Genomic DNA, 26,058 nt, shown 5'->3' with positions numbered 1-26,058 from the left:
CTCGCCTTCGCCTCCTGAGGACGCCTGCGACGCGCAACCCCATCGCACGGCGCGACACCCGTCGTATCGTGGTCGTATGAGCAAGCACGCAGCGAACGACGACAACCTCCCCGAGGACCACGAGACCACCGAGGACTCCATCGAGCAGGAGGTCGACGGCGAGGACACGTTCCTCCCCGTCGCCGAGCCGACCACCGGTCCCGCTCCCGCGCCGTAACCCGAGGCGCCTCTGGACGCCGCGGCTCAGGGTCCGACGAGTGCTTGGAGGTCATCCCGTGAACCGTCGAAGACGTTCACGTCGATGAACTCCTCCTTGCCGACGTACCCGGGCATCCGTTCCCGGCTGGTGTACTGCCAGAGGTCCCACGACCGCCCGTCCGACAGGACCGGCGGCGTGACGACCGAGCGGATCCACATCGGGTTCCGCTCGTACGCACCCGCGAGGAACGCGTCGTAATACCGCATGGTGGCGTAGATGATCGGCGGCCGACCGTAGTGCTCCTCGAGTGCGGCGAGGAGCGGATCGAGCACGGCGGCGACCCGCTCAGCACTCGGTGGCGTCCGGCAGTAGTCGGCGTAGCACTCGAGATCGATGGTGATCGGGAGAGCCCCCGCGGTGACCGGCACGGTGTCGAAGATGTTCTGCGCCTGCGTCTCGGCCGGGCTGTCGAAACTCAGGAAGTGGTACGCCCCGATGAGCAAGCCGCTCTCGTCGGCCGCCCGCTGCGCGCCCGCCCAGTTCGCGGCGAACCGTTCGTCCTGATCACCTGATCCCTCGGTCGCCTTCATGATCGCGAAGTCGATGGGCTGAGCCGCGAGGACGTCCCAGTCGACCTCGCCCTGGTACGAGGAGACGTCGACACCGCGCACCGCATACGAGGCGGCCACGATCGCGTTCGGCCGCACGAGCCCCATGGCGACGAGTGCCGCGCAGATCCCGCCGATGGCGAGCGTGCCGGCCGCCCCGACGACGATCGGCCACCAGCGCCTCCAGAATCGGTTCATCGACTCACTCTGTCACGTCTCGGACGTGTCCCGGAGCAGGACGCCTCAGCGCGGGTAGAGGACCGCGGCCCGCGGGTCGACCACGAAGTCGACGACGTCCCCCGTCGACCACCCCGCGGCCGCGAGCTGCTGCACGGCGACGTCGGCGGTGATGACCGCCGAGCGGACCCGGACGACGTCACCGCGGGGTTCGAGGTCGGTGATCATCGCGCGGAGGGCGCCTGACGCACTCGGGCTGCCAGACCCGTCAGCCTCTCGGACCTCGACGCGGGACGGTCGGAACGCGCAGGCGACGGCGACCCCGACCGGGATCGGGTCTGCCTCCGCGGAGGTGTCGACCTCGACCTCCGCCCCGTCCCGCAGACGGATCCCGCGTGCCGTGCGAACGCCCGACAACAGTTCGAGTCCCGCGAGGTCCGCGGTGAACGCCGTCCGCGGCCGCTCGAGCACCTCCGCCGTCGGCCCCTGCTCGACGATGCGCCCGGCGTCCAGGACGATCACCCGGTCCGCGAGCGTGTACGCGTCGAGCACCTCGTGCGTCACGAGCACGGTCGTCCGTCCGTGCAACTGCTCACGGAGCATGCGGCGCAGGTGGGGTGCGACCGTCGCATCGAGCGCGGCCATCGGTTCGTCGAGGAGCAGGAGTGCCGGGTCCGGGGCCAGCGCGCGGGCGAGCGCCACCCGCTGCGCCTGACCGCCGGACAACTCGGCAGGACGGCGCCCTTCGAGCTCGGACGCCTCGACGTCCGCGAGTCGTCGTCGGGCGATGTCCCGAGCCTCGCCGCGCGACGCTCCGGCGACCAGCGGGCCGTAGGCGACGTTGTCGAGCACGGAGCGGTGCGGGAAGAGCAGCGCCTCCTGCGCCAGGAGCGAGATCCCCCGCCGATGCGGCGGCGACCACCGGTCCCGACCCGATCCACCGACCGCGAACAGCTCGCGACCGGCGAGGGTCGCGTGACCCGTGTCCGGACGCAGGAGCCCGGCGAGGACGGCGAGCAGCGTCGACTTGCCGGCGCCGTTCGGTCCGAGCACGGCGACGGTCTCCCCCGCGGCGAGGTCGACGGCGAGCTCCCAGTCGCGTTCACGCAGCGTCGCTCGGAACTCCAGGGCCGCCCCGGTCATCGCACTACTCCGGCGACGATCCGTCCACGGCGGATCGACCCCTGTGCCCCCGCCACGCCGACGACGAGCACGGCCACGACGACGAGGACGAGCGACAGCGCGACCGCGGCGTCGGGATCGGTCTCGCGCTGCAGGTAGATCTCGAGCGGCAGCGTCCGCGTGACCCCTTGCAGGCTGCCCGCGAAGGTGAGGGTCGCACCGAACTCGCCGAGGGCCCGCGCGAACGACAGGATCGCGCCCGACACGACGGCGGGTGCGAGGAGCGGCAGCGTGACGGTGCGGAAGACCGTGGTGGGACGTGCACCGAGCGTCGCGGCGACGGCCTCGTACCGCGAGCCGGTCGTGCGGATCGCCCCCTCCAGGCTCAACACGAGGAACGGCAGGGCGACGAAGGTCTGGGCGAGGACGACGGCGGTCGTGGAGAACGCGATGTCGATCCCGGCGTCCGCGAGCGCCGGTCCGAGCAGGCCGAGCCGACCGAAGGTGTAGAGCAGGGCGATCCCGCCGACGACGGGTGGGAGCACGAGCGGGAGGAGGACGAGCGACCGCAGCAGACGCTGCCCCGGGAACCGGGTGCGAGCGAGGACGAGGGCGAGGGGCACGCCGAACACGATGCAGAGGGCCGTCGCGAGTGACGACGTCCGCAGACTCAGCCCGAGCGCCGCGACCGACGACTCGGAGGTGACGAGTGCACCGAAGTCCGCCCAGTCCACGCGCAGGACGATCGCGACGAGCGGCAGCAGGACGAACGCCGCGCCGACCATGGCGACGACGACGATCCAGCGGGGCACCCCCGAGCCGAGTTCCCTCACGGGGTCACGGTGCGCCGAAGCCGGCGTCGGCGAGCACCCGCTGTCCCTCGGCGCTCACGACGTAGGCCGCGAAGGCCGCCGCGACCGTGGGGTTCGCGCTCCCTGACAGGGGCGCGATCGGGTAGGTGTTGACGGCCTTCGACGACTCGGGAAAGGTGATGCCCCGCACGGCGTCGCCGGCCGCGATGACGTCGGTCACATAGACGAGCCCGGCATCGGCCTCGCCCGAGGTCACCTTGCCGAGGACGTCGGTGACCGACGACTCCTCACTGACCGGGCTCAGCGCGACACCCGTGGCGTCCTCGACGGTGACCGTGGCCGCTCCACAGGGGACCTGCGGCGCACACACGACCGTCTTGACGTCCGGGCGGGCGAGGTCGGCGAACGTCTTCACACCGGCAGGGTTCGACGGGGGCACGGCGATCTGCAGGACGTTGGTCGCGAAGTCGACCGGGTCACCCTCGACGAGGTCGGCATCGGTCAGCTTCGCCATGTTCTTCTCGTCCGCCGAGGCGAACACGTCGCCGGGAGCACCGTTCGTGAGCTGCGTGACGAGGTCGGAGGACCCGGCGAAAGTCAGCTCGACGGTCGTACCGGGGTGCGCCTCCTCGAAGTCCTCCGCGAGCTCGGTGAAGGTCGTCTTGAGCGAGGCGGCCGCGTACACCGTGATGGAGCCGCTGAGCTGGTCCGTCGTGGCCGAGGCGGTGGGTGTCGGCGTCGCCGCGGGTGCGGCGCACGCGGACGCGGCGAGCAGGACCCCGGTGCCGAGGGCCAGTGCGCTGAGCAGTCGGAAGGATCGGCGCGGTGCGGTGCGGTTCATGAGCTCGCCTTCGGGGTCTCGATGAGGACCGTCGTGGCCTTCACGACGGCGATGGCCGTGGAGCCGAGTTCGAGGCCGAGTTCACGTACGGCCTCACTGCTCATGAGCGACACCACCCGATGCGGGCCGCACTGCAGTTCGACCTGCGCCATGACCGTGTCCATCGTGATGTCGGTGACGATGCCGACGAAGCGGTTGCGTGCCGAGCGTCCGATCTCCGAGGGGTCGACGGGGAGGACGGCGTTCTCCCGGGCCAGCCGAGCGAGCGACAGGCCGTCGACGACCGCTCGGCCCGCCTCGTCCTTCGCGCTGACGAGTGCGCCCTGGTCGATCCAGCGACGGACGGTGTCGTCACTGACCCCGAGGAACAGGGCGGCGTCTCGGATACGGATCTGCGGCATGGAGACAGGCTAGTGCACGCATTCGCGTTGATACGACCTAGCCGTAACCGCATCCGCGTTCCGGGCCGTCGGCAGTCGACCGGCGCTTCGACCCTCCGCGACGCCCACCGCTCCGAAGCATCCGTATGAGATCACGACTGCTCGCCGCCGTCACCCTGCTCGCCCTCGCCACCGGCCTCGTCGCCTGCGCTTCCCCCGGCTCCGGGACCGGCGGCGCCACGGGCGACGGACCGCTCGTCGCGTTCTACGGCGACTCGTACACCCTCGGCACCGGAGCGAGCGACCCGGCCAACCGTTGGTCCACCGTCGTCAGCGAGGAACGCGGCTGGCGGGAGTTCAACCCCAGCGTCAACGGCCTCGGGTTCGTGAACCATCGCGACCGCTTCGGCGACGGCAGCGGCGACCTGCCCTCCCTCATCATCGCCGAGCAGCCCGACATCGTGTTCGTCACGATGGGCCTCAACGACGCGTTCAGTTTCGACGATGCCGCCGACCGGATCCACGAACAGATCACGACCGACCTGCATCGCCTTCGCGACGCCCTTCCGGAGGCCCGCTTCATCGTCGTCGAACCGTTCTGGTACACCGACGAGCGACCGCAGTCGATCGAGACGATCATCGGTTGGGTGGCCGACGCCGCGCAGCAGATCGACGCCGACACCATCCCCGGGGCGTCGCACTGGATCGAGGGACACCCGGAGTGGATGGCCGCAGACGGCCTCCACCCGAACGACGAGGGGTACGCGGAGATGGCTCGCCGCATGGACGCCGACCTCGAGCGCCTCGGACTCTGACGCCTCGATCCGGGTCGCGGCTCAGCCGAGCCGGATGCCCCGGTCCGCCATGAACGGGACGGCGTCGACGCGCGAACCGCCGATCCTGACCTCGAAGTGCACGTGGCATCCGGTCGAGGCACCCGTCGTCCCGACGAGCGAGATGTTCTGACCGGCGGACACCCACTGCCCCTCGCCGACGAGGATGCTGCTGTTGTGCGCGTATCCGGTCATGACGCCGCCGCCGTGGTCGACGAGGACCCAGTTGCCATAGGTGCCGAGCCAGCCGGCGTAGACGACCGTGCCGGCGTTCGCGGCGTAGACCGCTCGCCCGCAACCCGCTCCGATGTCGGTGCCCGAGTGGAACGGGTTGACGCCGGGCACGGGGCGACCGGGTCGCGGTCCGTAGTTGTCGGTGATCCGGCCGGAGATCGGCAAGGCCCATCCCTGGCTCCCGACGGCGCCCGAGGCACCGCCGCCACCGCCGCCGCCGCCTCCGCCACCGCCGGCGTTCGCAGCGCCCTCGGCAGCCGCCCGTGCAGCCTCAGCCGCAGCCGCCGCGGCTGCAGCAGCGGCGGCCGCGGCCGCCTTGACTTCCTCGCCCTTGCGGTAGTCGGCCTCGGTGGCTGCGCGGTTCTCCTTGAGGACCACGAGCTGGGCCTCGAGCGTCGCGAGGTACTCCTGCTGCTCGGACACGGCGGTCTCGGCGTCGGCGCGGGCCGCGACCGCGTCGCCGAGCGCGGTCTCGGCTGCCGCGGCGAGCTCGCCGAGGGCGGCCTCGGCGATGGTCGCCTGCTCGGTGAGGAGCGACGCCGTGTTCGCATCGGTCCTCGCCCGGTCGTAGGTGCCGTCCGTGGACTCGCTGAGCTTCGTGATCGTGCTCAAGCGTCCGAGGAGCGACTCCGGCTCCTGGCCGTCGAGGAACGCGGCGGTACTGAGGTCGACGTTCCCCGACCGCAACCACGCGGCGACGAGCGCGCCGGCCTGGCGTTTGGAGGCCTGCGCCGCGGTCGTCGCTGCGACGGCCTGCTCACGGAGCGAGAGGGCACGGTAGCTCGCCTCGTCGACGGCCAGCTGAGCGGCCTCGTACTCGTCGGCACGGAGGACGGCCTCGGCTTCGGCGAGCGCCGCAGCGGTCTTCAGCTGCTGGACGAGCCCCTCGATCTGACCGATGGCCGACTGCTTCGAGGACTCGCTCGAACGGGCCGCCTCGACATCCTCCCAGCTGGGGTACTCCGCAGCGGCGGCCGGCTGCGCGAGACCCATCGAGAGGACGATGACTCCGGCGAGGGCCGCGGCGATGGAGGCGCGACGGCGCGCGGGACGGAGGCGTGGCATGGTGCCATCGTGGCAGTGCTCAGCCCCGTTCGGGGGGAGGCTCGCCCGCCTGGGAACGAACCGGCTCCGACCGGTGGGCGAGCACGAGGTCGAGCAGCCGCTCGGCGATGCCGCGTTTCGAGCCGGTCGCCTCGCCGACCACCTCGCCGGCGCCGTCGATCACGACGACCTCGTTGTCCGGCGTGCCGAAGCCGTCGGTCCACCCCACGCGGTTGAGCACGAGGAGGTCGGCGCCCTTGCGCGCGACCTTGGTCCGGCCGAGGGCCAGGAGCTCCTCGCGGTCGGCGGCGGTCTCCGCGGCGAACCCGACGACCATCCGTCCCGGCACCCGGGCCGCGGCGAGTCCGGCGAGCACGTCGGGGTTGCGGACGAGTCGCAGGGTGAGCTCGTCGCCGGTGTCGTCCTTCTTGATCTTCCGTTCGGCGATCTCGGCGGCGCGGTAGTCGGCCACGGCGGCCGCCATGACCACGAGCGTCGCGTCGGCCGCCGCGTCCTCCACGGCGACCGCGAGTTCCGCTGCGGTGCCGACCGGAACGACCCGCAGACCGTCGACCGCAGCCGCTTCGGCCGCGACGTCGGCGTCCAGGTGCGCCGCGACGAGCACCACGTCCGCCCCGCGCTCGGCGGCGGCCTGCGCGATGGCGAGTCCCTGCCGACCGCTCGACCGGTTGCCGAGGAACCGCACCGGGTCGAGCGGCTCACGGGTGCCACCGGCCGAGACGACGACACGCTCGGCGCGCAGGTCGTCCGGGTGCGCGTCCGCTCCACCGGTGCGTCCGGCGAGCAGCGCCAAGCCGGCGGCCACGATGTCGTCGGGCTCGCTCATGCGTCCCGGCCCCGTGTCGCCGCCGGTCAGCGCGCCGTGCGCCGGCCCGATGACGGCCACCCCGCGCGATCGCAGGAGGGCGACGTTCGCGGTCGTCGCCGGGTGCTGCCACATCTCGGTGTGCATCGCCGGCGCCAGCAGGACCGGCGCCCGGCTGGCCAGGATGGTGGTGCCGAGGAGGTCGTCGGAGAGTCCCGCCGCGAGTTTCGCGAGGGTGTTGGCCGTCGTCGGTGCGACGACGATGAGCTCCGCGCGCTGCCCGAGGGCGACGTGCCGGACTTCGGCGACGCCGTCGTACAGCGAGGTCGTGACGGGGTTCCGGCTGATCGCCTCGAGCGTCGGCAGGCCGACGAAACGGAGGGCGCTCTCGGTGGGCACCACGTGGACGTCGAAGCCCGCGAGCACGAACCCGCGGACGACGCCGACCGCCTTGTACGCGGCGATCCCGCCTGTGATCCCGACGACGACCGTGCGCCCCGCCGCCTCCCGCGATGCATCCTGCACGCCCATGCCGCCTCCTCGCTTCCGGCGCTCCCGCGCCGGGTCCTCGTCTAGTCTGTCCTAGTCCGGCCGGCCCGAGGAGGAACCAGCGTGTGCACCGTCATCATCGACTTCGAGCCGGGGCGCGCGTGGCCGATCGCCGTCCTCGGGCTGCGAGACGAGCAGCCGGGGCGTGCCTGGGATCCACCCGGCGCGTGGTGGCCCGGACTCGGTGACGGCGTCCGCGGCATCCACGACCGCGAAGCGGGCGGCGCGTGGCTGGCGACGAACGACGGCGCCTCAGGCGGCCCCCGGGCGGCGGTGGTCCTCAACCGACGCGAGGACCTCGACATGCCCGCCGCCGGGTGGACCTCGCGGGGCGTCCTCCCCCTGCAAGCCGTCACGACCGGCGTCGACGCGGACGACGCCCGCAGTGCCCGGTCCTGGAACCTCGTGGAGCTGCGTCCTGACCGCGTCACCGTGACGAGCTGGGACGGCGCCTCGCTCCGGTCGATCGACGTCGCACCCGGTCTCCACCTCGTGACGCACGAAGGCCCGGACCACCTCGACGTCCCCCGGGTCCACCGGTGGCGGCCGGCCTTCCTCGAGGCCCCGTCGCCCATCGGGCCGCTGGACGGTGCGACGGCCGCGTCCTGGGAGCCGTGGTTGCGCACGTTGCGCTCCACGACGAGCGTCCCCGCCGACGCCGACGAGGCGATCGTCCGCATCGACGACCACGACGGTCTGCGCCTCGCCTCGCTCTCGGTGACCACGCTCTCGCTCGGCCCCGACGGCGCGATGCTCCGGAACGCCCGACTCGCCGAGCCCGGCCATCTGCCGGAGGCGCTCGTCTGGGAGTGAACCGGACGGTGACGGTCAGCACCCTCCGGGAGCCACGGGACCCGGATCGGACTGCGACCCGTGTGGAGGGCGCCCTGGCGCGCTCGATACTGTTGCAACATGGCCCTGAACCCCGTGCGACTGCGACTGCTCGAGGCGTTCGACCGCCTCGGTACGATCCGCGCCGTCGGCCGTGAGCTCGACCTCAGCCCCTCGACCGTCTCGCAGCAGCTCTCCGTCCTCGAGGCCGAGACCGGCGCCGCGCTCCTGGAACGACGTGGCCGGACGCTCACCCTGACGCCGACCGGTGCGCTGCTCGTCGAGCGCGCTCGGGCCCTGCTCGCGCAGATGGACGCCATCGAGGTCGAGCTGGCCGAGGTCGAGTCCGAGCCGTCCGGTCGGTTCCGCATCGCCGGGTTCGCGAGCGTCATCGCCCCCATCCTCATCCCCGCAGCCCGCTCCCTCGCGCGGCAGTACCCGCGCCTCGAGGTCGAACTCATCGAGGTCGAACCGCACGAGAGCACCACGGCGGTCCAGCGGGGAACCTGCGACGTCGTGATCACCGTCGATCAGGAGGACGGGTTCCTCCTCGACCCCTCGGTGCACAGCGTGCCGCTCACCACCGACCCCCTCCTGCTCATCGCGCCGCTCGACCACCGACTGGCAGCACAGGAGCAGGTCACGTTCAGCGAGCTGCAGAGGGAGTCGTGGGCCCTCGACGCCCCGGGCACCTACCTCGGCGAACTCGTCCCGCTGATCTGTCGTCGCGCGGGGTTCGAGCCGAAGGTGGCGGGACGGTTCACGAGCTACGAGGTCGTCATCGACCACGTGGCGGCCGGGCTGTCGATCGCCGTCCTTCCGGACATCGCGATCGGCTCGCGGACGGACGTCGTGCGGAAACCCATCGCCGGGATGAGCGAACGGAAGATCGTCGCGACGGCGAGGAAGGGCTCACTGCAGCGTTCGGCCGTCGCGGCAGCGCTCGCGGCGGTACAGCGTGCCACGGACGAGGCCGTCGCCCGCTGAGCCGCGGCGGAACCGGCCGAGCCTCCTCCGGGGAGGATCAGCCGTGGTAACCGGACTTGGCCATGGCGACGAGCGCTCCGACCATGCCGATGCCGCCGAAGACGGTGATGAAGGCGATCACGCCGATGAGGATGTCGTTGACGGTCATGCACCCATCGTACTGAACCCGACAGGCCCCACGACTAGGGTTGGTCCGTCCCCCGACACCACCCGGAGCAGCACCATGATCACCTCATCGAGCGAATCCCAGGCTGCCGCCTTCCGCGACGGCCGGATCCCTGCGACGGAGCACCTCGACGCCGACACGGTCGTCATCGCCGTCCCGACCGGCGACCCCGGCAATCCGTTCACCCTCTGCTCGGTCCTCTTCGGCACCGACGGTCGCGCGATCGTCGTCGACCCCGGAACCGACACCCCCGAGGGCCGCGAACATCTGCTGCAGGAGCTCCGCGGCATCGGGGTGACGACGCTCACGGGCGTCGTCGTGACCCACCTGCACCCCGATCACCTGGGCCTCGCCGGCACCCTCCGCGACGAGCTCGCCGCACCGGTCCTCATGCACCGCCTCGAGGACGAGGCGGCCGGCTCCACGCCGCCGGGCCCCGCCGATCTCGCTGCAGCACTGGACGAGTGGGGTGTCCCGGCGGACGACACGACCGTGCGCCCCTGGGCCACCGGTGCGACGGCACCCGCCGGGCACCTCGGCGACACCCGCGCGGACCGGACGCTCGAGGACGGCGAGCTGCTGACGCTCCCCGGTCGCTCGATCAGGGTCCTGCACACACCCGGCCACACGACGGGTCACCTCACCCTCCGCGATGAGGACCGCGGCTACCTCTTCACGGGCGACCACGTGCTGCCGACGATCTTCTCCGGCCTCGGCCTCGGGGCGCGCACCTCGGAGAACCCGGTGACGGCCTACCTGTCGTCGCTCGACCGCGTCCGCGGCTACGACGGCGATCAGGTGGTCCCCGGACACGGCTTCCGGTTCACGGGACTCGCGGACCGCTGCGACGAGCTGGCCGCGCACCATCTGCGGCGAGCCGACGAGGTGCGCGCCGTCCTGGCTGACGACCCCGACGCGAGCGTGTGGACCATCGCCTCCCGCATCGGCTGGTCGGCCGGATGGGACGCACTGACCGGTCTCCTGCGCGTCTCGGCCCTCACGCAGACCGACTGGCACCGGGCGCGCCTCCAGCAGCTCGCCGGCTGACCGTCCGCGCTACCGGCTGAGGCCGACCCACCCGGCTCGACGACGCGCCAGCGCCCGTTCGAAGGCGTAGAGCCCACCGCCGGCCGCCACTCCGGCGGCGAGCACCGCGAACACGACGACCCCGATCGTCGAGGCGAGTCCGATGGGTGCGGCGATGAGGCCGCCGACGATCAGGACGAGGAAGGCCGCACCACCACCGGCGATCCAGGCCCGGTGGACCGGGCCCCGCTCGCCCCAGTGGTCGAGGATGCCAAGCGCCAGCAGTGCGCCGACCGCCCCGACGGCGGCGAGCATCCCACCGACGAGTCCGCCGACGAGGACGGCGATCCCACCGAGATCGGCCGGATGCATCGAGACGGTCCCGACCGCCCCGAAGAGCTCCGCACCGGCCGCGAGGGCCGCACCGGCGACCGCACCGACGCTGACGGCGAGGCCGAACAGCGGGACGACACGGAGGAGGGACCAACCCGGGTCCGCTGCTTCATCGAACACGTCCATGGCTTCGACCGCCTCCTGCGCGCCTCGTCGTCGACAGCGCTTGGCGCTCAGCGTGGCATGCGGGTGCAGGGTGCTCCAGGGCGTTGCGCGCGACGGAGGAGCGGGTGTAGGGCGGCGGCGTCTTCTACCAGCCGCGCGTGCCCGGGGCGCCCTTGAACGGCCCGACGATCCCCGGCGTGATCCATCCGCCGTAGAAGTCGCCTTCCTGCGCCTGCACCGGCACCCCGTCGACCTCGCAGGCGTCCATGCGTCCCGGATAGACCGCGATCATGCCGAACAGCGGCGCGTATCCCGGGCGTGGATCGGGGTAGGTCCACGCCGCGGCATCGGCGACCTCGTCGCCCACCCGCACGTCGAGGTAGTGGGCCTCGCCCTTGAACTCGCACATGGTCGTCCCGTCGACCGGCACCAGGACCCCGGGCGAGAAGTCCGCCGCCGGCACGTAGTACACCGGCGGGTGGCTCGTCTCCAGGACCCGGACGGCGGCCGTCGACTCCGCGATGACCGTGCCACCGAACCGGATCACGACGCGCTCGTCGCGCGGCTCGACCCGCGGCGGACGAGGGTACTCCCAGACGGACTCCTCACCGGGTCCGGGCTGGACGGGCAGGGGGCGGCGGAATCGCGAGGAGTCGGGCATCTCCCCATGCTGCCCGGTCCACCTGAACGACGACCGCGAATCAGGCGCGCCGGCCCACGGGCCGGAGCGCCAGCCAGAGCAACCAGGTGCCGGCAGCGGCGTAGCCGACCAACAGCAGCACGACAGCCGTCGACCCGAGGTCGTAGACGACGGGGATCACCGGGGAGCCACCGACGCCGGCATCCGTCGACTTCCCGTTCGCGCTCAGGAGGGCCAGGACGAGCAGTACCGCGGCGCTCGCGAGGACTGGTCCGCCGGTGGCCCAGACCTTCTGCCTGGTCGTCCAGGCGCGCGACCGCCACAGCATGACCATGCCGGCCACCCAGCCGACGAACGGCACGACGAGCCCGCCGAGCATCACGAACAGGGCCGCCGTGATCGCGAAACCGCGGCGTTCGAGGAGCTGCTCCGCGAACGGCCGGTCGTCCTCGGGTGGGCGGGCACCCTCCTCGTCATCACGTCCGATCACGCGCTCCTCCTCGTCGACGTCGCGCGGACGTGCATCCGTTCACCCTGCTTGCCGAACAGGCTGAGGAACTCCACCCCTGCGGCCTCGGCCCGGCCGAACCAGTGCGGGACGCGGGTGTCGAACTCGGCGACCTCACCCGCGGTGAGCACGATGTCCTGGTCGCCGAGGAGGAGCCGCAACCGGCCGTTGAGGACATAGAGCCACTCGTAGCCCTCGTGGACCTTCTGCGTCTCAGGCGTCTGCGGGCCGTCGCCGCCGTGGATGATGCTCTTGAACGCGTGGAGGCCGCCCGATCGACGCGTCAGCGGCACGATCGTCTGGCCGTGCCGCTGGACGGGCTTCAGATGGACGCGGGGGTCCCCCGTCTGCGGAGCACCGACGAGGTCGTCCAGGGGCACCTGGTGCGCCTTGGCGAGCGGGAGGAGCAGCTCGAGGTTCGGTCGGCGCTGGCCGGACTCGAGCCGGGAGAGGGTGGAGACCGAGATGCCCGTCTCCGCCGACAATGCGGCGAGGGTGGTGCCGCGATGCTGCCGGATGGCTCGCAGCCTCGGCCCGACGGCATCCAGGACACCGTCGATGGACCGTTGCTCGTCGTGTGCATGCGCCATGGGTCGATTCTCGCTCGCACATTGCCGCTTCAGCAAGGGTTCTTGCCAGTTCGGCACCAGTCGGCGCACCCTGGACACCTCCCAGCACGTCGAACGAACGGAACGATCCATGAACACTCCCGTCACTCCAGCAACCACCACCGACCTCGTCGACGCCGTCATCGTCGGCGGGGGCGCCGCCGGGCTCAGCGCAGCCATCATGCTCGGACGATCACGACGGTCCGTGATCGTCGTCGACGGCGGCGAGCCCCGGAACGCACCCGCCGACGGCGTCCACGGTTTCCTGACCCGAGAGGGCACCCCGCCTCGCGAGCTCCTCCGCCTCGGCCGCGCGGAGGTGGCGTCGTACGGCGTCCGCGTCGTCGACGGTCAGGTCGTCGATGCCGGGCGCGACGATGACGGGTTCACCGTGACGACGGCGGACGGCGCGATCGTCCGAGGCCGCCGCCTCCTCATCGCCACCGGCACCGCCGACGAGCTCCCGCCCATCCCCGGCCTCTGGGAGCGGTTCGGCCGCGACGCCCTCCACTGCCCCTACTGCCACGGCTGGGAGGTCCAGGACCGCGTGATCGGTGTCCTCGGCACGAACGCGGAGGCCGCAGCCCACCAGGCGCAGCTGTTCCGGCAGCTGAGCGACCGGGTCGTCGTGCTCCGCAACACCGCGGGCGCCTTCACGGCGGAGCAGGAGGCGGCGTTCGCGGCGCGCGGCATCGAGGTGGTCGACGGTGTCGTGGAGCGGCTCGAGATCGCCGACGACCGGCTCGTCGGCGTGCGCCTGGACGACGGCCGCACCGTCCCCGTCGAGGCGCTGGCCGTCGCCCCGTTCAACCGGGTGCGCGCCGAAGCGTTCACCGGTCTCGGGCTCCACACGCGACCGCACCCCCGCGGAGCCGAGTTCGGCGACGCGATCGGCGTCGACGAGCTGGGTGCCACCTCGGTGCCGGGCGTCTGGGCGGCCGGCGACGTCACGAACCTGCGTACGCAGGTCCTCCAGGCGGCGGCGGCCGGATCGATGGCCGGCGCGATCATGAACGCCGACCTCGTCCAGGAGGACGTGCGGCGCGCCCTCGCGAAGCGGTAGAACCACCCCTGTCGCGCGAGACTCGGACGTGGGACGATGACGGCACGGGGGCCCGACGGCTCCCGTGCCGTGTCCGTTCCGACGAGGAGAGACATGCCGGGTGCACCCACCACGATCGACGACTACCTCGCCGCGCAACCCGCCGACGCCGCGGACGCCATCGAGGAGATCCGACTCCGCGTCCACCGCATCGTGCCTGGAGTCACCGAGGCCATCCGGTACGGCATGCCGACGTTCATGCTCGACGACCGCTACCTGCTGTACCTCGGCGCCTGGAAACACCACATCGCCCTCTACTCGATCCCCCCGTTCGACGGCCCCCTCCAGAACGCCGTCGCCGACTACCGGGCGGCGACGGACACCCTGCAGTTCCCGTTCAGCCGGCCGATCCCCTTCGACCTCATCGACCGGATCGTCATGGAGCTGTTGGAGCGGCGCCGGGCGGCCGACGCACGCCACGAGCACGAGGGCGGCGCTGGGAAGTCACGGCAGTACGGCGCCGGCACCCTGGGCCAGCCAGAGCCCGACGGTGGCGAGGGCCACCGTCAGCGGGGCGACCACGAATCCGAGCGCGATGAACCGACCCCAACCGAACTCGACGTCCGCCGCGGTGAGCCGCGCATGCCAGAGCAGGGTCGCGAGGGCGGCCCACGGGGTGATGAGCGCGCCCGCGTTCACGCCGACGAGCAGGGCGGCGAACCGCACGGGATCGCCGGCCACCGGCTCCAATGCGAGGTACGCCGGGAGGTTGTCGACGAGGTTGGCGCTCGCCATGCCGACCCCCGCCAGCTGCAGGAGCGCCAGGAGGGAGTCGCCGGTCCCCGCGATGGACGCGAGCGCCCGCGCGAGCCCGAGGGCGTGAGCCGCCTCGACCACGAGGAACAGTCCTGAGGCGAGCAGGACGAGCTGCCACGGGACGAGCGCCGGACGCAACGCCGCCGGACGCCGGATGAGGAACACGACGACGAGGATCACCGCCGCGCCGACCGCCGACATCCACACCGGGATACCCGACACCAGCAGTGGCAGGAGCACCAGCACCACGAGCCCGGACGTCCACAGCAGCACCCGGTCGTCGTCCTGCGCCTCCACGTCCACCGTGTAGGCACCGGCGAGCTGGCGGCGGTACACGATCGCGAGGACCATGCACGGGACCACGACCGCGATGATCGCGGGGACGACCATGAGCGCTGCGAAACCACCGGGACCGAGCGGGCCGCCGCCCGACGCCGTGGCGGCCTCGTCGATCGCGTGCTCAGCGAGGAGGTTGGTGAGGTTCGACACCGGCAACAGCAACGACGCCGTGCACGCCAACCAGACGGTGGTCAGGGCGAACGGCACCGGCGACAGCCCCGCGTGCCGCGCGAGCGTGATGACGACCGGCGTCAGGAGGACGGCCGTGGTGTCGAGCGAGAGGAAGACGGTGCTGAGCGTGGCCAGCGCGACGACGAGCAACCAGAGCAACCAGGTGCTCCCCCGACCCCAGCGCACGAGCCGCGAGGCGACGAGGGTGAACAGGCCGGCGTCGGCAGCGAGTTCGGCGACGACGGTGATCGCGACGACGAACAGGAGGATCGGCCACACGCGGTCGGCGATGCCGAGGGCCTCCGGGGCGGGGAGGACGCCGGTGAGGACCGCGATCGTCCCGATGACGAGCAGCACGACGCCGAGCACGGCACTGCGCACGAGGCCTCCTTCACCACCGGTCCGTCGGTGCGCTGTCGCCCGCTCGGCAGTCGATCATACGACGGCTCGCCGACCGCGTGCCCCTGCGCTCGTCGACGGGTGTCAGGCCCGCACCCAGCGCCCGATCAGTTCGAGCAGGGCGGGTTCGGCGGCGGCCGCCGCATCGATGGTCGAGAAGGTGACGACACCGCGGTCCGGCGCAGCCCACACCACGAGACCGGAGGGGTCGTCGAACCGGAAGGCGTCGGCGTCGTCGCGCTGATGCACGCCCCGGTGCAGGATGATCCGGATACGGTTCGCCGGGTGCAGCGCGAAGGTGACGCGGTCCTCACCGTCGTAGACGAAGCTCGGCGCCTTCCACTTCAGGTGCTCCGAGAACCCCGTGTCCGAGGCCATGATCGCCTCGCGCAGACGGACGACCGCCGGTTTCAGCTGGTGCGTGAGGGACGCGAGGTAGGCGTCGACCTCGGCGGAGCTCATGGGATCAACCCGTCGGGCGACCGACGTAGGGTGCGACGTCGCCGGAGCCCCAGATGCCGCCGACACGGGTGCCGGCCCGCTCGTTGGCCGCCTCGACGATCTGGCCGTTCCCCAGGTAGATGGCGACGTGGTAGTAGTCGTAGCCGCTCGACCAGAAGATGAGGTCGCCACGCTGCTTCTGGCTGTAGGGCACGAGGCGTCCCTGCGACTGCATCGTGTAGTACTGGTTCGTCGCCGAATGCGTCCCGATGCCGCTGCCGTAGGCCGCGCGGGTGAGCCCCGAGCAGTCCCAGACGTTCGGGCCGGAACCGCCGAGCTGGTAGCCCTTGCCGACCTGGGCGAGCGCGAAGGCGATCGCCGACTCGACGCCGGCGGAGTCCGGAGGTGCGACCGAGCCGCCGCCACCGCCACCGCCGCTGGACGCACCGCCGCCGCCGCCGCTCGATCCGCCGCCGCCGGATGAACCGCCGCCCGAGGCGGGAGGGGTGTTGGCCGCGGCGGCAGCCGCAGCGACTGCCGCCGCCTCCGCCGCCTGACGAGCGGACTCGCCGGCCGCGTACCCGCGCTCGGTCTCGGCGGTGGTGTTCTTCAACGAGGCGAGCTGCGCGTAGAGCTGGTCGGCCTGCTGCTCCTGGGCCGCCACGGCGGCGGATGCCGCCGCCGAGGCGCTCTCCGCCTCGTCGTACTTCGTCTGCGCTTCGCCCTCGAGGCGTTCGCGTTCGGTCTTCGCGACCTCCGCCTGGTCGGTCAGCCCGCTCGCCGCGTTGCGGTCGGTCACCGCCTCGGCGTAGCTCGCGGCGTTCCGCTCGCCCAGCTTGTCCATGACGGACAGTCGGGACAACAGGTCGTCGGACTTCCCCGCGCCGAGGACGAGGTCGAGCGAGACGTCGCCGCCGCCGCCGCGCGACAGCTGCGCGATGAGCGCACCGGCGCGCTGCTTCGAGACCTTGGCAGCGGCCGCAGCGGCTTCGGCCTGCTCGCGCAGGGCCGACTCGCGGGCGGTCGCCTCGGTCACGGCGTCCTGCGCCTGACGATAGGCCTCGGCGGCGATCTGCGCCGTGCGGAACGCGGCGTCGGACTGCTCCTGTAGCGAGGTGATGAGTGCGGTGATGTTCGTGATCTCGGCGGCCTTCGCTGACTCACTCGACTTGGCCGCTTCGACGTCGGCCCAGCTCGGGTAGTCGTCCGCATGGGCCGGTAGTGCACCGACGGTGAGTGACGCGGTGACGACGCCGACGGAGAGGGCCATCGCCAGCCAGGGACGGCGGCGGCCGTACTGCGCACCGGGCGTTCGTGCGGGGGTCATCATTCTCCAGTCCGACGACACGATCACGGCGACCTCGGCGGGTCGCGGCCGTCATCCTGTCACAACAGTCACAATAGAAACTTTGATCACACTAGCCACTCTCGTCCCGGAGCACCAGCTCGAATCCCCCCGGACGGGGTACGGCCGTGCCTGGGTGTGCCTCTGAGCGGACACCCGAAGGGCAGCCCAGACCGGACACCCGCATCACGCAGGTTCCCCGAGGGCACTTCGACAAGCTCAGCGACCGGGGTGGGCGCGTCGGGCCACAGGTCAGGCGGGTTCGACGTCCTCGGGCGACCAACGGGCGGACTCGCCCGAACGGATGATCGCGAGCAGCTGGGACCGCAACGCCGACTCGTCGGGGAGTTCCGGGAAGACGTCGGCCTCCAGCCGGTGTGCGGCGAGCCAGGCCTCATCACCCGCAGTCGTCCGGCTCACCACGTGACGGCGACGGTCGTCGACCGCGGCGATGCGCTCGATGTGGCCGGCCCGCTCCAGTCGGTCGAGCGTGCGCGACATCGTCTGGTTCTGCACGCGGGCCCGACGGGCGAGCTCCTTCTGACTGGCGGGCCCGCTGTCGAGCAAGTGCAGCACGATGAGCCCGGCGTGGGTCACCCCGATGCCGTCGAGGGCCTGCTGCCAGGTGTGCTCGATCAGTCGCGACGCCGTGGAGAGGAGGCGCCCGGTCGGCCAATCGGCCATGGGATCGCGGGCGGCGTCGGCGATCGCGCCATCGGTCGCGCGCGCTCCATCCATGGCACCAATGTAGTCGCTGAGCGTGCGGCCGAGCCGCCACCCATCACCGGCGTGACGTGGGCGGACCGTGCTGTCCCCCACCGGGCAGCGGCGAGAGCGACCGACGAGGTCCGTCGTCGTCTCGGCCGATGACGACGGAATCGCGCGTCGGAGACCCCTGACACCCCCAGCATTGGGGGCGGTGACCCCCCTGGAGTGGGGGATCCGCCGATGACCCCCGCTTTCTACAGTTGAGGGATATCCAAGGGGGACGCTCATCTCGACCGGGTTCACCGGTCGATCGTGGGTACACGAGTGACGTCGCGTTCTCCGCGGGCGGCCCGAACCGCCCATGTGCACCGCACACCAGAATCGCACCCGAACCCCACCATCGGACAACACCCCATGACGACGTACCCGAACCGCCGTCGGTCCTTCCGACAGGCCGCTCCGCACGCGCGGACCGAGGCCACTCCCGCGCACCGTCCCGAAGGACGGGTGCACGCGTGAGCGCGGAACTCAACGAGAGCCCGTTCCCGATGAGCGCGCCGATCGCGACCCCCATCGGCCTGCGCCGCCGTCGGACCGCAGCGCTCGGCGCCCAGTCGTCTCCCGCCGCGGTCACCTCGTTGACGCAGCGCGAGTGGTCGAAGCGCTACCGTCGCTGGCTCATCCTCACTGACAGCGTCATCGCACTCTTCGCCGTCTCGGCCGCCTTCGTCGTGCGGTTCGGCGACGACCCGGTCGGCCCCGAGGCCCAGCAGCTCTACATCCTGCTGTCGGGGGTCATCGTGCTCGTCTGGCTCGCCTTCCTCGGCTTCACCAGGACCCGGGACAGCCGCATCATCGGTTCCGGTGTCGCCGAGTACAAGCGCGTCGTCAACGCCAGCGCGTTCGCCTTCGGCATCCTCGCCATCGTCTTCCTGATCCTGAAGATCGACATCGCCCGGGGCTACTTCATCCTCGCGCTCCCCGCGGGGACACTCGCGCTCCTCGCTTCCCGCTGGATGTGGCGCAGATGGCTGCTCAGCCGTCGTCGCGTCGGCGAGTACACCGCACGGACGGTCGTCGTCGGCCGGCGTGACGACGTCGCGTACGTCCTCGAACAGGTCGCCAAGCAGCACAGCATGAGCTACACCGTCGTCGGTGCGGCCGTGGTCGACCAGGAGACGGCAGAGCCGTTCTCGAGCCGGGGAACCTCCGTCCCGGTCATCGCGCACATCGACGGCGTCGCCCAGGCCGCCGCGAACCTCACCGCCGACGCGGTCATCATCGCCGGCCCCGTCGACGGCGGCAGCGACTACGTCCGTCGCCTCGGGTGGGACCTCGAGGGCACGGCGACCGAACTGGTGCTCGCGGCTCGTCTCACCGACGTGGCCGGGCCGCGCATCCACTTCCGCCCGGTGGAGGAGCTACCGCTCATCCACGTGGAGATCCCACAGTTCGAGGGTGGTCACCACATCATGAAGCGGGCGCTCGACATCGGCCTCACGAGCCTCGGGATGCTGCTCATCTCGCCGCTGCTGGCGCTCATCGCCCTCGCCGTCAAGCTCGACAGCCCGGGTCCCGTGCTCTTCCGCCAGGAGCGCGTCGGGCGCAACGGTGAGCGGTTCACGATGTTCAAGTTCCGGTCGATGATCACCGACGCCGAAGCCGCCCTCCCAGCCCTCCTGGCGCAGAGCGAGGGCAACGGCGTGCTCTTCAAGATGAGGAACGACCCGCGCGTCACCCGCGTCGGTCGCATCCTGCGCAAGTACTCCCTCGACGAGTTGCCACAGCTGTGGAACATCCTCACCGGCGACATGAGTCTCGTCGGGCCCCGGCCGCCGCTCGCGAGCGAGGTCGCCGAGTACGAGAAGGACGTCCACCGGCGTCTGCACATCAAGCCGGGCCTCACGGGCATGTGGCAGGTCTCCGGACGTTCCGACCTGACGTGGGAGGAGAGCGTCCGCCTGGACCTCTACTACGTCGAGAACTGGTCCATCACGGGCGACCTGATGATCATGTGGCAGACCGTCAAGGTCGTGCTCAAACCGGTCGGCGCGTACTGATGTCAGGACTTCTGTCGGTGATGCCCCCAAAGCGAGGGGTGTCCTGCGAAAAGAGGACAAATCCCCTTCCAGAGGGGGCAACACTTCGATACAGTCGTCACCATCACCGCCCGCAGTCGCACGGCGAGTCACCCGAAAACGGCTCGATCGCACAGCTGCTCACTGGCAAGACCCGCACACCCGAACCCGCCCGCGACGCACTGCAGCGACGACTTACCCGAGTCGTCGACGCATCACGTCCGGCACCGTGCGCGCCTCGCCACGATCCCCGCGTCCCGGTACCCGACCGGTCGCGGAACACCCGAATCCGGGCGCGCCTTCGTCGCCCGACCGCTCACGACCGCTCACCCGAATCAGCGATCGCCTGCAGCGCCCACATGAGAACACAAGGACCGGCATGACCCGAACTGCCCCCATGACTCAGCCCACGGAAGACCCCGACGTCGCCGAGCGGTACTCCGACATCGTCGCCCGTCTCGCCGGTGCACAGAAGAAGCGGACGCGAGGCGCTCCGGCGTACTCGATCTACGTCAACCGCAAGGCGGGTCGCTACCTCGCCGCGGCGGCGTACCAGCTCGGTCTCACGCCGAACATGGTCACCGTGATCAGCGCGGTCTTCACGTTCAGCGGCATCGTCATGCTCGCGACCCTGCCCCCGAGCATCGGTCTCGGTGTCGGCGTGTGGCTCTGTCTCGCGATCGGGTACGCCTTCGACTCGGCCGACGGCCAGGTCGCGCGACTCCGCGGCGGTGGGTCACCGTCCGGTGAGTGGCTCGACCACGTCATCGACGCGACCAAGATCTCCTCCCTGCACCTCGCCGTCCTCATCAGCGCGTTCCGGTTCTTCGAGCTGCCGACGCCAGCGCTGCTGCTCGTCCCCATCGGCTACTGCGTCGTGGCGGCCGTCGCGTTCTTCGCGATCATCCTCAACGAGCAGCTCAAGCGGGTCTACGGTGCCGATCCGGCTCCGGAGAACGGTCACAGCACCGTCCTGCGCTCGCTGCTCGTCATCCCGACCGACTACGGCTTCCTCTGCCTGGTCTTCGTCCTCCTCGGTGCCCCGCAGGTGTTCTTCGCCGCCTACACCCTCATGTTCCTCGCCAACGGCGGTCACCTGCTGCTCGCCTCGGTCAAGTGGTTCCGTGACATGGAACGGCTCGGCTCCGTCGTGACCGCATCCGGCGGGCAGCCCGTCGCACTCGGCCGGTGACCGCCATCGACGCATCGGAGACCACCCTGGACGCTCACGAGCTCGCCGGCACCTCGGCCACCGACGCCGGGCGAACGGTCCTCATCGCGAATCCATCGGGTGACGTTTACGGGTCCGACCTGCAGATGCTCGAAAGCATCACCGCCTTCGTCGAGCGCGGGTACCGGGTGATCGTCGCCCTCCCCGCCGACGGCAAGCTGGTCCCGAGGCTGCTCGGCCGCGGCGCGGAGGTCCGGTTCGTCCCCTTCCCCGTCCTGCGTCGGGCCAACGCCTCGCTGGGCGGCGTCGCCTCGCTCGCGATGGACGGTCTGCGATCCGTCCGCTTCCTGCGCAAGGTCATCGAGGAGATCGCCCCGACCGCGGTCTACGTCAACACCGTGACGCTTCCGTGGTGGATCCTCGCCGCACGCCTGACGCGCACACCGGTCGTCTGCCACGTGCACGAGGCGGAGACCGCGGACGGCAGACTGGTCCGCTTCGCCCTGAACTCGCCCCTGATCCTCGCCGACGCGCTCATCGTCATCAGCCGTGCAGCAGTCGAGGCGACCACCACGGCCGCTCCAGGACTCGCCGGGAAGGTCCGGCTCGTCTTCAACGGCGTCGCCGGCCCGGATGTCGATCCCCTGCCGGCGCCGATCGGTTCCGAACCGCATCGACTCGCGATCGTGGCCAGGCTCTCCCCGCGGAAGGGGCCCGACATCGCGCTCGACGCGGTCGGGATCCTACGCCGCGCCGGACGCGACGTGCGGATCGAGATCGCGGGTACGCCGTTCGAGGGGTACGAGTGGTTCGAGCAGCAGCTCCGGGACCGTGCCGACCGACCGGACCTCCGGGGCGCGGTCACCTTCTCGGGCTACGTCTCGCCGATCTGGCCGGCGCTGGAGCGCGCGCACCTCGTCGTCGCCCCCTCGCTCCGGGAACCCTTCGGCAATGCCGTGGTCGAGGCCCAGCTGGCGCTGCGACCCGTCGTCGCATCAGCAGCGCTCGGTCACCTGGAGAGCATCGAGGACGGCGCGACCGGCCTGCTCGTGCCGGCGGGTGACGCCGAGGCCATGGCCGCAGCGGTCGCCGAGCTCCTCGACGATCCGGACCGGAGCGCACGGATCGCCGACCGGGCCCGCCGCTCGGCGCAGGAGCACTTCTCCCCGGAGCGCTATCGATCAGAGATCATCCAGGTGATCGAGTCCGTCCGTCGCGTCCGCGTCTGACGGCGAGGTCCCCGACGGGCAACGCACCGGCTGACACGAGGAACGGCCCCTGGCATGCCAGGGGCCGTTCCTCGCGTCAGCCGGACTCGTGCCGGATCACACCCCGAAGAACTCGTCGACCAGGCGTCGCGTGCTCTGGATGTTCTGCCGGCTGGAGGCGCCGAACACCATCGACTCGATGTTCGGCTGCTCGGAGAGCCATTCGATCGCCTCGCGCGGCGGGATCGCACCGGACGCGTAGACGGACATCGCGACGGCACGGAACCGGCGGCCCTCGAGCACCCGCTGGTAGCCCTCGATCCCTCCCGACATGCGGAAGCCGATCTTGTTGATGTTCGAGCACACGATCGGGTTGTCGAGGCCGGCCTCGTCCAAGGCGTCGAGCAGCAGGGGCAGGTTCATCGTGATGAACCCGGGCTGCGCGCGGTACTTCGTGCGCACGTGGTGGTCGAAGATGGCGAACGCGTCCTTGAACCCGAGACCGAGCAGGAGGTCGACGACGACGTTCTGCAGCCAGATCACCGGCGTCTCGACGCCTCGGAACATCGCCATCTCGGCGTCGATGAGCAGCGTGATGATGCCCTCGACGTCCTTCGTGGCGAACGCCTTGCCGCCACGCAGGGCGGCGTTCATCAGGCCCTCCTCAGGCAGGAAGCGCTTGAGCGCACCGAGCATGCCGTTCTCCGTGACGGCGTCCGCGTACTTGTGCGCGTACGGCATGCACGGTTGGAACGTGAAGTCGGCGTACCGCGTCGGGTCGAGCCGTACCCGCTCCGCGACCTCGGCGATCCGGTCGTGTGTGGTGCACATGAACGAGGTGATGCCCTCGTCGTACGCGACGTCGAGCACGTCCATGATCGCGCCGGTGTCCTGGAAGCGCATGGCCTGGGCGCGCGCCTTCTCCTCCGACATGTGGTTGACGCCGAAGAACTGGTTGTCTCCGAACAGGAGCCGGGGAAGCTTCGGGGCAGCTGTCGCGGCCGCGCCGGTCTGGGTCTCTACGCTCGTCGCCATGGGAGGAGGCCTTTCTTCTTCGCGACGGGAGCGGGTGCGGCCGTCGCGGCTCGGGTGGACGGGCCTGCCGCCGCGTCGATGGTGAGGAGTTCGAGGACGTGGTCGGTGGCGGCCGCGCTGGTGAAGGAGTTCGTCCCCAGCACGGCGCCCTCGACGACCCGGGTGACGAAGTGGTCCAGCTGTGCGCTGTACTCCTCGCCCCGCAGGTAGTACCAGACCTCGTCGGTGAGCTCGGTGGTGTACTTGACGTTCCAGCCGGTCTCGTAGCCCTCGATCTCGGGCGCGGTGTCGCGCAGGTAGACCTGGCATTCCTGGCGGTCGGCGTGGATCCGACCGGCGGTCCCGGTGATGGTGATCTGCGTGGTCATCTTGCGGTAGGACTCGTCAGACCAGTTGACGGAGAGCTGCGCGCTGACGCCGGCGTCGAAGAAGAGGGTCGAGAAGACCTCGTCCTCGGTGTGCTCGGAGAACACGCTGCCGAGGACCGTGCCCCCGACGCCGATCGGCTCGCCGGCGTACCAGGTGAGGAGGTCGACGGGGTGGGCGGCGTAGTCGTAGAGGCAGCCACCGCCCTCGTTGCGGTTGCTCCGCCAGGTCGAGCCGCGCGACTTCAACACGACGGGACCGTAGGCCTCCGCCTGGATGTGCGTGACGCGACCGATGGCACCGAGGTCGAGCAGACGCTTGACCTCGCGGAACGCACCCACGAAGCGGTTGTGGTACCCGACCTGGGTCACGACGCCGCGACGCTCGGCGAGTGCCGCGAGCTCGTCGGAGTCGGCCGCGCTCAGGCTGAGCGGCTTCTCGCAGAAGATGTGGAGACCACGCTCGAGCACCGACTTCACCATGGGTGCGTGGAACTTCGTCGGGGTCGCGATGATGACCGCGTCGAGCTCGACCGCGGCCAGCATCTCATCCACCGAGGTGAAGGTCTTGAGGCCGGTGTACTTGCCGAGGACGTCGAGGATGTAGCCGGTCGAGTCGACGACCGCATCGACGCTCACCCACGGGTGGGCCTTGATCATGGCGAGGTGGGAGAGGCCCATCTTGCCGAGCCCGATCACACCGACCCGCACGCGGGCCGTCTCGATGGGCACTTCCGCGGCCGGGGCGTTCGTTTCAGACACGTGCGACACGTGCACCTCCAAGATAGGTCTGCAGGACGGTTTCGTATTGGCCGGCGACGTGCTCCCAGGTGAACTCCTCGGCGTGCCGCGCGGACGCGGCGGAGGACAGGGCGGCACGGCGGGCGGGGTTCTGGAGCAGCTCGCCGATCCGTGCGGCGGCGTCACGGGCGGTGGTGAAGTAGAGGGCGCCGTCGCCGGCGACCCATCGGTTGTACGGGTTGTCGTGGGCGATCACGGCGTTCCCGGCGGCCATCGCCTCGACGAGCGAGGGGTTCGTGCCGCCCACGGTGTGCCCGTGGAGGTAGCCGAGCGCGTGGAATCGGAGGGCGGCGAGCTCGTCGGGGTCGTAGACCGACCCGACGAACGCGACCTCGTCGCTCGCGGCGTCGACGACGGCGCGGTGGTACGGGTCCGTCTCCGGGGTGTAGGTGCCGAAGACGGCGAGGGTGACGCCACGCCGTTCGGCCGAGAACGCCTGCACGAGCTCCAGGATCGTGTTCTCCGGGATCGGGCGGCAGATCAGCGTCAGGTACTCCCCCGGCGTCAGCCCGTGGGCCGTCAGCGGTGCGACGGGTGCCGAGTCGACACGGTGTGCGCCGTAGGTGATCGTCGTGAGCTTCGACCGCTTCGCCTTCTTCGCGAGGTAGGTCTCGATCTCGGGGTGGTCGGCGATGAGCGTGTTCCCGACCCAGCACGCGATGCGTTCGTTCACGTAGAGGATCGCCTGCTTCATGAACCCCCAGCGCGCCCGTGACCATTCGATGCCGTCCATGTTGATGACGTTCGGGATGCCTTTGAGACGCTGCAGGACGTTGAAGACGGCGGTGTTGTAGCCGAACGTGAGGCAGACGTCGTCGAACCGCGAGGCGTGTCCGATCGACTTCAGGTCGAACAGCGAGGTGCCCTTCCACCCGTCCGGACCGACGGGGATCGTCACGCGTTCGATGCCGCGCCAGTCGTCCTCGACGATCGGCCCGTCGCCGTCGGACTGGCAGTACACGATGACGCGCCAGCCCTGATCCCGGAGGAAGACGGCGATGTTCTCGGCTGCCGTCTCGAACCCTCCGTAGGCCGCCGGGATCCCGTGCGTGCCGAGGATCCGAACCGTCGGCTGCCCCTGACGCCGTGCAGCGTTGTCCCCCATCGAGCTTCTCCTCATCGCTCCAGGCGCCGTTCGGGCGACGCGGACACGGAGCGTGTCTCGGCTGGAATGCTGAAGAGCCTACCGCCCAACATTCGTCGGAAAACGGGAAAATCGCGCCCTGCGTACCCCCAAAGACAGGGGTAGT

At 70.9% G+C, this 26,058-nt stretch carries 27 protein-coding genes and 1 pseudogene; 10 read left to right on the top strand and 18 right to left on the bottom strand.

Annotated elements, in window-relative coordinates:
- Positions 1 to 76 precede the first annotated feature (76 nt).
- Positions 77 to 217 carry a hypothetical protein gene (locus BWO91_RS19595; RefSeq protein ID WP_153303386.1) on the top strand — a complete coding sequence of 47 codons (141 nt, stop codon included), beginning with the start codon at positions 77 to 79 and terminating at the stop codon, positions 215 to 217.
- 26 nt (positions 218 to 243) lie between these two features.
- Here BWO91_RS19595 and BWO91_RS04705 read toward each other — a convergent pair whose 3' ends face one another.
- From BWO91_RS04705 to BWO91_RS04685, 5 genes are read right to left on the bottom strand one after another with little or no spacing between them, the layout of a single operon-like run.
- A complete protein-coding gene (locus tag BWO91_RS04705) occupies positions 244 to 1,005 on the bottom strand; it encodes a GH25 family lysozyme (protein ID WP_079001561.1) in 762 nt (253 codons plus the stop codon).
- A 45-nt stretch (positions 1,006 to 1,050) separates the two neighbouring features.
- Positions 1,051 to 2,127 (bottom strand): sulfate/molybdate ABC transporter ATP-binding protein, encoded by a 1,077-nt coding sequence (locus tag BWO91_RS04700; protein ID WP_079001560.1) that lies wholly within the window; start codon positions 2,125 to 2,127, stop codon positions 1,051 to 1,053.
- Positions 2,124 to 2,891: an ABC transporter permease gene (locus BWO91_RS04695; RefSeq protein ID WP_079003843.1), complete on the bottom strand. Its 768-nt coding sequence runs from the start codon at positions 2,889 to 2,891 to the stop codon at positions 2,124 to 2,126. The genes BWO91_RS04700 and BWO91_RS04695 overlap by 4 nt, the downstream gene beginning before the upstream one ends.
- A gap of 52 nt (positions 2,892 to 2,943) precedes the next feature.
- Positions 2,944 to 3,759, bottom strand: coding sequence for a molybdate ABC transporter substrate-binding protein (modA, locus tag BWO91_RS04690; RefSeq protein ID WP_079001558.1), 816 nt, complete (start codon positions 3,757 to 3,759; stop codon positions 2,944 to 2,946).
- Positions 3,756 to 4,160, bottom strand: coding sequence for a TOBE domain-containing protein (locus tag BWO91_RS04685; RefSeq protein WP_064296069.1), 405 nt, complete (start codon positions 4,158 to 4,160; stop codon positions 3,756 to 3,758). Before BWO91_RS04685 ends, modA begins: the two co-directional genes overlap by 4 nt.
- A 125-nt stretch (positions 4,161 to 4,285) precedes the next feature.
- Here BWO91_RS04685 and BWO91_RS04680 point away from each other — a divergent pair, with 125 nt between their 5' ends.
- A complete protein-coding gene (locus BWO91_RS04680; protein WP_079001557.1) occupies positions 4,286 to 4,954 on the top strand; it encodes an SGNH/GDSL hydrolase family protein in 669 nt (222 codons plus the stop codon).
- Positions 4,955 to 4,975: 21 nt separating this feature from the next.
- Here the strand turns inward: BWO91_RS04680 and BWO91_RS04675 are convergent, their stop codons facing one another.
- Together BWO91_RS04675 and coaBC are read right to left on the bottom strand one after the other, a co-directional pair.
- Positions 4,976 to 6,271 (bottom strand): M23 family metallopeptidase, encoded by a 1,296-nt coding sequence (locus BWO91_RS04675; protein WP_079001555.1) that lies wholly within the window; start codon positions 6,269 to 6,271, stop codon positions 4,976 to 4,978.
- Positions 6,272 to 6,290: 19 nt separating this feature from the next.
- Positions 6,291 to 7,607, bottom strand: coding sequence for a bifunctional phosphopantothenoylcysteine decarboxylase/phosphopantothenate--cysteine ligase CoaBC (coaBC, locus tag BWO91_RS04670; RefSeq protein ID WP_079001553.1), 1,317 nt, complete (start codon positions 7,605 to 7,607; stop codon positions 6,291 to 6,293).
- Positions 7,608 to 7,688: 81 nt separating this feature from the next.
- Here coaBC and BWO91_RS04665 point away from each other — a divergent pair, with 81 nt between their 5' ends.
- From BWO91_RS04665 to BWO91_RS04655, 3 genes are all read left to right on the top strand, one after another.
- Positions 7,689 to 8,438, top strand: a complete 750-nt coding sequence (locus BWO91_RS04665) for an NRDE family protein (protein ID WP_079001552.1) — start codon at positions 7,689 to 7,691, stop codon at positions 8,436 to 8,438.
- Between the two features lie 99 nt (positions 8,439 to 8,537).
- Positions 8,538 to 9,443: a LysR family transcriptional regulator gene (locus tag BWO91_RS04660; protein WP_071259707.1), complete on the top strand. Its 906-nt coding sequence runs from the start codon at positions 8,538 to 8,540 to the stop codon at positions 9,441 to 9,443.
- Positions 9,444 to 9,666: 223 nt separating this feature from the next.
- Positions 9,667 to 10,656, top strand: a complete 990-nt coding sequence (locus tag BWO91_RS04655) for an MBL fold metallo-hydrolase (protein ID WP_079001551.1) — start codon at positions 9,667 to 9,669, stop codon at positions 10,654 to 10,656.
- 9 nt (positions 10,657 to 10,665) lie between these two features.
- Here BWO91_RS04655 and BWO91_RS04650 read toward each other — a convergent pair whose 3' ends face one another.
- The 4 genes from BWO91_RS04650 to BWO91_RS04635 all read right to left on the bottom strand — a co-directional run bounded on the left by BWO91_RS04650 (position 10,666) and on the right by BWO91_RS04635 (position 12,871).
- On the bottom strand, positions 10,666 to 11,154 hold the full coding sequence (locus BWO91_RS04650; RefSeq protein WP_064296062.1) for a hypothetical protein: 489 nt from the start codon (positions 11,152 to 11,154) through the stop codon (positions 10,666 to 10,668).
- 124 nt (positions 11,155 to 11,278) lie between these two features.
- The gene (locus BWO91_RS04645) at positions 11,279 to 11,794 is read right to left on the bottom strand and encodes a DUF427 domain-containing protein (RefSeq protein ID WP_079001550.1); all 516 of its coding nucleotides are present in this window, start codon (positions 11,792 to 11,794) and stop codon (positions 11,279 to 11,281) included.
- A 40-nt stretch (positions 11,795 to 11,834) separates the two neighbouring features.
- Positions 11,835 to 12,263 carry a hypothetical protein gene (locus BWO91_RS04640; RefSeq protein WP_079001549.1) on the bottom strand — a complete coding sequence of 143 codons (429 nt, stop codon included), beginning with the start codon at positions 12,261 to 12,263 and terminating at the stop codon, positions 11,835 to 11,837.
- Positions 12,260 to 12,871, bottom strand: coding sequence for a helix-turn-helix domain-containing protein (locus BWO91_RS04635; protein WP_064296059.1), 612 nt, complete (start codon positions 12,869 to 12,871; stop codon positions 12,260 to 12,262). The genes BWO91_RS04640 and BWO91_RS04635 overlap by 4 nt, the downstream gene beginning before the upstream one ends.
- 109 nt (positions 12,872 to 12,980) lie before the next feature.
- On the opposite strand from BWO91_RS04635, the gene BWO91_RS04630 reads away from it, so the two are divergent.
- Both BWO91_RS04630 and BWO91_RS20550 read left to right on the top strand, forming a co-directional pair.
- Positions 12,981 to 13,952 (top strand): NAD(P)/FAD-dependent oxidoreductase, encoded by a 972-nt coding sequence (locus tag BWO91_RS04630; protein WP_079001547.1) that lies wholly within the window; start codon positions 12,981 to 12,983, stop codon positions 13,950 to 13,952.
- A 36-nt stretch (positions 13,953 to 13,988) separates the two neighbouring features.
- Positions 13,989 to 14,363 (top strand): annotated as a pseudogene (locus BWO91_RS20550) (iron chaperone); the annotation flags it as partial.
- A gap of 72 nt (positions 14,364 to 14,435) precedes the next feature.
- On the opposite strand, the gene BWO91_RS04620 reads toward BWO91_RS20550, so the two are convergent.
- The 4 genes from BWO91_RS04620 to BWO91_RS04605 form a co-directional block, all read right to left on the bottom strand.
- The gene (locus tag BWO91_RS04620; RefSeq protein WP_079001543.1) at positions 14,436 to 15,638 is read right to left on the bottom strand and encodes an SLC13 family permease; all 1,203 of its coding nucleotides are present in this window, start codon (positions 15,636 to 15,638) and stop codon (positions 14,436 to 14,438) included.
- Between the two features lie 102 nt (positions 15,639 to 15,740).
- Positions 15,741 to 16,118 carry a DUF1801 domain-containing protein gene (locus BWO91_RS04615; RefSeq protein ID WP_079001542.1) on the bottom strand — a complete coding sequence of 126 codons (378 nt, stop codon included), beginning with the start codon at positions 16,116 to 16,118 and terminating at the stop codon, positions 15,741 to 15,743.
- Between the two features lie 4 nt (positions 16,119 to 16,122).
- Positions 16,123 to 17,424 carry a C40 family peptidase gene (locus BWO91_RS04610; RefSeq protein WP_079001540.1) on the bottom strand — a complete coding sequence of 434 codons (1,302 nt, stop codon included), beginning with the start codon at positions 17,422 to 17,424 and terminating at the stop codon, positions 16,123 to 16,125.
- Between the two features lie 270 nt (positions 17,425 to 17,694).
- Positions 17,695 to 18,180: a MarR family winged helix-turn-helix transcriptional regulator gene (locus tag BWO91_RS04605; RefSeq protein ID WP_231884389.1), complete on the bottom strand. Its 486-nt coding sequence runs from the start codon at positions 18,178 to 18,180 to the stop codon at positions 17,695 to 17,697.
- A 518-nt stretch (positions 18,181 to 18,698) separates the two neighbouring features.
- On the opposite strand from BWO91_RS04605, the gene BWO91_RS04600 reads away from it, so the two are divergent.
- The 3 genes from BWO91_RS04600 to BWO91_RS04590 all read left to right on the top strand — a co-directional run bounded on the left by BWO91_RS04600 (position 18,699) and on the right by BWO91_RS04590 (position 22,628).
- A complete protein-coding gene (locus tag BWO91_RS04600) occupies positions 18,699 to 20,210 on the top strand; it encodes a sugar transferase (protein ID WP_153303574.1) in 1,512 nt (503 codons plus the stop codon).
- Between the two features lie 415 nt (positions 20,211 to 20,625).
- Entirely contained in the window at positions 20,626 to 21,420 is a 795-nt protein-coding gene (locus tag BWO91_RS04595) for a CDP-alcohol phosphatidyltransferase family protein (RefSeq protein WP_079001539.1), read from the top strand.
- Positions 21,417 to 22,628, top strand: a complete 1,212-nt coding sequence (locus BWO91_RS04590) for a glycosyltransferase family 4 protein (RefSeq protein WP_079001537.1) — start codon at positions 21,417 to 21,419, stop codon at positions 22,626 to 22,628. Before BWO91_RS04595 ends, BWO91_RS04590 begins: the two co-directional genes overlap by 4 nt.
- Positions 22,629 to 22,724: 96 nt before the next feature.
- On the opposite strand, the gene BWO91_RS04585 is transcribed toward BWO91_RS04590, so the two are convergent.
- Genes BWO91_RS04585 through BWO91_RS04575 form a run of 3 tightly spaced genes read right to left on the bottom strand, consistent with a single transcriptional unit; the run spans position 22,725 to position 25,913 of the window.
- Entirely contained in the window at positions 22,725 to 23,642 is a 918-nt protein-coding gene (locus BWO91_RS04585; protein ID WP_079001535.1) for a hypothetical protein, read from the bottom strand.
- Positions 23,627 to 24,769 (bottom strand): Gfo/Idh/MocA family protein, encoded by a 1,143-nt coding sequence (locus BWO91_RS04580; RefSeq protein ID WP_197977383.1) that lies wholly within the window; start codon positions 24,767 to 24,769, stop codon positions 23,627 to 23,629. The genes BWO91_RS04585 and BWO91_RS04580 overlap by 16 nt, the downstream gene beginning before the upstream one ends.
- Positions 24,762 to 25,913, bottom strand: coding sequence for a DUF1972 domain-containing protein (locus BWO91_RS04575; protein ID WP_079001533.1), 1,152 nt, complete (start codon positions 25,911 to 25,913; stop codon positions 24,762 to 24,764). Before BWO91_RS04575 ends, BWO91_RS04580 begins: the two co-directional genes overlap by 8 nt.
- Positions 25,914 to 26,058 lie beyond the last annotated feature (145 nt).

This window comes from Plantibacter flavus (assembly GCF_002024505.1).
Classification (GTDB): domain Bacteria; phylum Actinomycetota; class Actinomycetes; order Actinomycetales; family Microbacteriaceae; genus Plantibacter; species Plantibacter flavus_A.
This window is presented reverse-complemented; position numbering and strand designations above follow the sequence as displayed.